This is a genomic window from Desulfovibrio sp., from assembly GCF_047607245.1.
Classification (GTDB): domain Bacteria; phylum Desulfobacterota; class Desulfovibrionia; order Desulfovibrionales; family Desulfovibrionaceae; genus Desulfovibrio.
Genome location: NZ_JASGDK010000072.1, coordinates 1 through 5,302, shown reverse-complemented (window position 1 = coordinate 5,302; position 5,302 = coordinate 1). Strand labels below are relative to the sequence as shown.

The following is a 5,302-nucleotide window of genomic DNA, read 5'->3' as shown; positions in this document are numbered from 1 at the left end:
GTCCTTGATGCCCACATCCACGGAAGTAATGCCATTATATGTATCAAGGCGCGGGGTATAGGCGACCCGGATGCGTTTGCCTACAATCGTTGGTGACAATGCCTGCCCCATGCGCCATGCCTTGGCTGTAAGTATAAGCCCGCTGTGTTCGTCCTGAAGGCGCAGCCTTACGTGCTCGCCGCCTCTGCCCAGAGGCAAACGCTCTTTGACGAGCAGTGGCGGCGAGGCAAAAACAGGTTCGGCATTGCCTGGACCAAAAGGCTGGAGCATTTCAAGCTCTTTGAGAAAGCTCTGGTTGCTGGCTTGATCAAAGCTGAGTTGGCACTCCAGCGTCAGGCTTGGGCTTAAGGGGCTTGTGCCGAGTTTTTGGGACACAACTGTCTCAAAAGCGCTACGGAAGCTGCCAAGGTTTTCAGGGGCAAGGCGTACGCCTGCCGCCAGCCTGTGCCCGCCGAACCCCAGAAGAGTCTCGGAGGTTTGGTGTAACCCCGCGTGCAAGTCAAACTCCCGTACCGAGCGTCCTGATCCCTTGAGATTTCCCTGATCGTGGCAAAGTATGATAGTCGGGCGGTAAAATTCTTCCACAATGCGTGAGGCGACAATGCCGACAATGCCGGGATGCCAGTTTTCTCCATACAGCACGAGGCTGGCCAGTGGTTCGCGCGAAAGCATGTCCAGAGCCTGAATACGGGCCTCATTGTGGATTTCGCTTTCTGCACTCTTGCGTTCTGTATTGAGCGCGTCGAGTTGTTGGGCCAGGGGCAGGGCAGAAGAAAAATCTTTCTGTCGCAGGAGTTGCAGAGCAAGTTCGCCATTGCCTATACGCCCGGCGGCATTGATGCGTGGCACGAGCTGAAAGCTTACCTGGCCACTGGAGAGTCTGGTTTTGGCATCCATGCCGCTAGCGACTTTGAGAGCAGCAATGCCCGGTCGCAAAGCCTTGGCCAGATGTTGCAGACCTGCGTGTACCAGAATGCGGTTTTCGCTTGTGAGCGGCATGAGGTCGGCCAGGGTACCCAGAGCTACCAGGTCAAGGCAGAGATCCATTTTGTGACGCCGACCCGTATGCGGCGCCAGAGCCGCGTTGACTGCTCCCATGAGGTAGAAAGCTACGCCTACTCCGGCCAGATGCGGGCAGGGAGAATCTGTCGGGCATAACCGGGGATTGCAGATGGCATGAGCCGGCGGCAAGTTTTCCTGAGGCAGGTGGTGGTCGGAGACGACAACTGTCATGCCCAGCTGGCTGGCGCGCTGTACGGCTTCAACGTCAGCTATGCCGCAGTCCACGGTAAGCAGAATACCACAACCCTGTTCCGCCAGAGCTTCTATCTGAGCAACGTTAAGGCCGTAACCTTCGGTGCGGCGATCAGGGATATGCCAAAGGGCTTCCAGCCCGTGGCTCTCCAGTACGTCAAGAACCAAGGTCGCAGCCGTGATGCCGTCCACATCATAGTCGCCCCATACCGCCAGTTTTTTGCCCGCCAGCAGTTCTTGCGCCAGCAATTGCGCGGCTTCGGGAACTTGCGGCCACAGAAGGGGCGGCGTCAGCGTATCAAGCCGGGCATCAAGGAAAGCATTGATGGTCTGCTTTTGCTCAAAGCCGCGCCGCCAAAGAATTTCCAGCAATAGGGGAGAAATGGAGAGATCTTCAGCCCATGACGAGGGCGGTGAAGCGGGGGTGCCCTCAGGGGGCACGCGGAAAAGCCAGTTTTTCACGGAACCTCAGAATCAGTGTCTATTTCAGGATGTGGTGCCAGTGCCCTGTGCCGCTGCCTGCAGGGCAGCGCGAACGCCATCAATCTTGTCGGCGGGCACGAGTTTATTTTGGATAAGCCACGCAAGGAACTTGAGCGAAGCTTCGTGCCTGGGGGCAATTTCAAGAGCCTTGAGCAGATTATCAACACAACCGGTGATATCCTTGGTCTCCAGCAGCACCCGAGCCAGGTTCATGTAAAGATTTTCGTCATTCTCTGTCAGTTCAAGAGCGCGCCGATAATATTCCAGAGACTGCTGCAACATTTTGTTCTTACGCAGGCTGATGCCGAAGTCGTTGAACAAATGCTTGTGCTCAGCCTCAAAAGCGCCGTCCAGTTTTACCAGGCGCTCAAAAATATCCTGCGCCTTGCTGGCATCGCCGCGCTCAAGATAGGTAAGGCCAATGCCAAAGTTGGCCCGTACGTTATCCTCATCTATTTTGAGGGCGCGTGAGTACTCGAACTCGGCAGTAAAACTTTCCCCTTTTTCCCTGTGCTCGTCGCCGCTATCAACTGCCCGCTGCATTTCCTGCATCTTGGGATAGACGGAGTTGAGATAAAATTCCGGCTCTGGGGCGAACTTGGCGATAAGTTCGTCCATCGTGACCTTGCGTTTGGGGCCGGTGGGGACATAGTTGGTGTTGAGCGGCTGGCATTCGAAGACATTGCCGTGCTGTTCAATAAACCAGAATGTTTTTTGTACTGTTTTACGGGTCGTGGTGCCAGTGCCCACCCGGCGAACTTCCTGCGTGGAAAACACGCCGCGCACTTCGGCTTTTTTATGCCCCTGTGCTGCAGCTGCGTCTGGCTTGGAAGCCGTTTGCGTGGTCTTTGTAATTTCCTGGCCAGCCATCTGAATCCCCGTTTCTAGAGCATATTAACTTTGGAATGCTTTACATTTCAAAGTTGTCATTCTGCCCAAGATACAATTTGGGGCAGAATTTACGCCGTGTTGCGGCGCGCTGCACTCTCATGCAGTGCTAGAGCATTTTACCCTTTTTAAAGGTAAAATGCTCTATAAAGCAGAAGTCATGTCTGCCAGAATTTGTTCAGCCGCAACGCGTGGGTCGGTTGCGGCGATGATGGGCCTGCCTACCACAAGGTAGTCTGCTCCGGCAGCCACAGCCATAGCCGGGGTCATTGTGCGGCGCTGGTCGTCTGCTGCGGAGCCGGAAGGGCGTATGCCAGGGCACAGGCACATGAGGCCGGGGCAAGATGCCTTGATGCCAGAGGCCTCATGCCCGGAACAGACCACACCGTCCAGGCCCCACATTTGTGCGCCTTTGGCCAGGGTAAGTGCAAAGTCGGCAGTGCTTTCCTTTATGCCCGGCATTTCACCGTGGGCAAAGCTTGTGAGCACTGTAACGCCAAAAAGCAGAGGCTTCTTTCCGGACAGGCCAGCTACAGCCTCCCGGGCCGCGTGGCACATACGCTCGCCGCCCTGACAGTGCAGCGTGATCATGTCCACGCCTATGCCCGATGCCGCTTTGACTGCCTGAGCTACCGTGTGGGGGATGTCGTAAAACTTGAGATCAAGAAATACTTTATAGTCCAGTGCAACCAGCTCCTCAAGCAGGGCAGGCCCAGCATGGGTAAACATTTCCATGCCCACCTTGCACCAGGGGGCGGTGCCTGCCAGTGCGCGGGCAAGCGCCAGAGCTTCCGTCTTGTGCGGTACGTCCAGAGCAACAATCAGTTGCGGATTGGAAAGCGCTTTTGTCATGAACCTGTGTCCAGTAATTTCATTTGGTGTATGTCACGCACAAGCTGTGCGGCTGCTCTCTGATGCAGTGCTGGATGGTCTTAGCAGTCCAGCAGCTTTTCCGGCAGATCAGGGCTGCGGAATGGCGCAAGGCTTGCCGCCACAAAGACTGAACGCAGAGCGTCATACGCTGTGTCCAGATCGTCGTTGATCACCAACGCATCGTACCAGCGGGATTCAAGCATCTCTTGCCGGGCATTGGACATACGGCGCTCGATGGTGGCTTCATCGTCCAGAGCACGGCTGCGCAGACGGTGTTCCAGCTCGGTCATGCTGGGAGGAAGGATAAAAATAAAGACGGCCTCAGCCAGAGAAAGCTTCAATTGGGCCGCGCCTTGTACGTCAATGTCAAAAAGCACATCCTGACCGCGCTGCAAGCTGTCTTTCACCGGCGCCAATGGGGTACCGTAAAGATTGCCGTGTACCTCTGCCCACTCTGCAAAATACCCTTGGGCACGCCGCTGTTCAAATTCCTCGCGGCTGAGAAATACGTAATCTTTACCGTCTACCTCACCTTGCCTGGGCTGACGAGTGGTGCAGGAAATCGAGTAGCCAAACTGGGGAAATTCTCGCAGAAGGCGTTGGACCAATGTAGTCTTTCCGGCCCCGGAGGGCGCACTTATAACCAGAGCAATGCCTTTTCGGGGCATCAGATTCCTTCCTCTTGCGCAAAACGTTGACTGATAGTTTCAGGCTGGATGGACGAAAGAATAACGTGATTTGAGTCCGTCACCAGTATTGAGCGCGTTTTACGCCCCTGTGTCGCATCAATAAGTCGGCCTTGAGAACGTGCGTCTTCACGCAGGCGCTTCATGGGCGACGATGATGGGCTGACAATACCAACGACCCGGCCCGCCAGAACATAATTACCAAAACCAATATTAATCAGGCGTTCACGAGACATGGCTTATTCCAGATTCTGGACCTGCTCGCGGCATTTTTCCAGTTCATTTTTAAAATCTACCACCAGGCGCGAAAGCTGCACATCCGGCAGCTTGTTGCCGCAGGTGTTTATTTCTCTAAAGCATTCCTGGAGGGTGAAATCCAGACGTCGTCCCGCGTCGCCGCCGGACTGCAAAAGGTCGTGCAGACGCTCCAGATGGGTGGTCAGGCGCGTCAGTTCCTCGCTCACATCCAGGCGGTCGGCAAGAACGGTTATTTCCTGCAGAAAGCGGCCTTCTTCCAGTTCCTGACCGTTCTGGGACAGAGCCTCGCCAATGCGTTCGCGCATGATGTTTGCGCGCTCTTCCTTGATGGCCGGGGCGCGTTCTGCAATAAGTCCCGTCCATTCTTCCATGCGCAAGATGCGTGAGTGCATGTCGGTGCCCAGGGCGCGGCCTTCAGTGGCGCGGGCGTCATTCCAGTCTTCCAGTGCCAGCGCCAGGCCTTCTTCAAGGCTGGTGGTCAGCTCTTCGTCCATTTCTTCGCCATTGTCGCCCCACAGCGAAGATATTTGCAGGAGCGCGTTGTAGTCTGGCGTGAAATCTTCGTTTCGGGACTGGGCAAGGGCGTACAGGCTCTCAAGCATGGCGTTCGCCTGGCTTGAGTCAAACCGCATGGCGGGTGTGTCGCCGGGGGCATATTGCAGGATAAGGCTGATGTCCACCCGCCCCCGCGAAGCAAAACGGCGAACGACTTTTTCCAGACGGGGTTCAAGGCTGCGCACGGCCAGAGGCAGACGCCACTTGAGGTCAAGATGGCGGCTGTTGACGCTTTTGACCTCCCATTGCTGGATTATATGGGTATTTTCTACAAGGCAGCGGCCAAAGCCGGTCATGCTGCGGAG

6 protein-coding genes are annotated in these 5,302 nt (G+C 55.9%); all 6 read right to left on the bottom strand.

All coding sequences use genetic code 11. The features are described from left to right. On the bottom strand, window positions 1-1,716 hold a 1,716-nt coding region (gene recJ / locus QM579_RS05725; protein ID WP_414998218.1), incomplete at its 3' end, for a single-stranded-DNA-specific exonuclease RecJ. A 24-nt stretch (window positions 1,717-1,740) separates the two neighbouring features. After that, window positions 1,741-2,607, bottom strand: coding sequence for a tetratricopeptide repeat protein (locus QM579_RS05720; RefSeq protein WP_414998217.1), 867 nt, complete (start codon window positions 2,605-2,607; stop codon window positions 1,741-1,743). A gap of 162 nt (window positions 2,608-2,769) precedes the next feature. Further along, the gene (gene pyrF, locus QM579_RS05715; protein ID WP_414998216.1) at window positions 2,770-3,477 is read right to left on the bottom strand and encodes an orotidine-5'-phosphate decarboxylase; all 708 of its coding nucleotides are present in this window, start codon (window positions 3,475-3,477) and stop codon (window positions 2,770-2,772) included. Window positions 3,478-3,557: 80 nt separating this feature from the next. After that, window positions 3,558-4,166, bottom strand: a complete 609-nt coding sequence (gene gmk, locus QM579_RS05710) for a guanylate kinase (protein WP_414998215.1) — start codon at window positions 4,164-4,166, stop codon at window positions 3,558-3,560. After that, window positions 4,166-4,420 (bottom strand): DUF370 domain-containing protein, encoded by a 255-nt coding sequence (locus QM579_RS05705; RefSeq protein WP_183718242.1) that lies wholly within the window; start codon window positions 4,418-4,420, stop codon window positions 4,166-4,168. Before QM579_RS05705 ends, gmk begins: the two co-directional genes overlap by 1 nt. 3 nt (window positions 4,421-4,423) lie before the next feature. Beyond that, a partial coding sequence (locus QM579_RS05700) for a YicC/YloC family endoribonuclease (protein ID WP_414998214.1) occupies window positions 4,424-5,302 on the bottom strand: 879 nt, incomplete at its 5' end.

Coding starts and splice junctions, on each gene's coding strand:
- gmk (WP_414998215.1), bottom strand. CDS start 4,166: ATGCCCCGAAAAGGCATTGCTCTGGTTATAAGTGCGCCCTCCGGGGCC.
- pyrF (WP_414998216.1), bottom strand. CDS start 3,477: ATGACAAAAGCGCTTTCCAATCCGCAACTGATTGTTGCTCTGGACGTA.
- QM579_RS05720 (WP_414998217.1), bottom strand. CDS start 2,607: ATGGCTGGCCAGGAAATTACAAAGACCACGCAAACGGCTTCCAAGCCA.
- QM579_RS05705 (WP_183718242.1), bottom strand. CDS start 4,420: ATGTCTCGTGAACGCCTGATTAATATTGGTTTTGGTAATTATGTTCTG.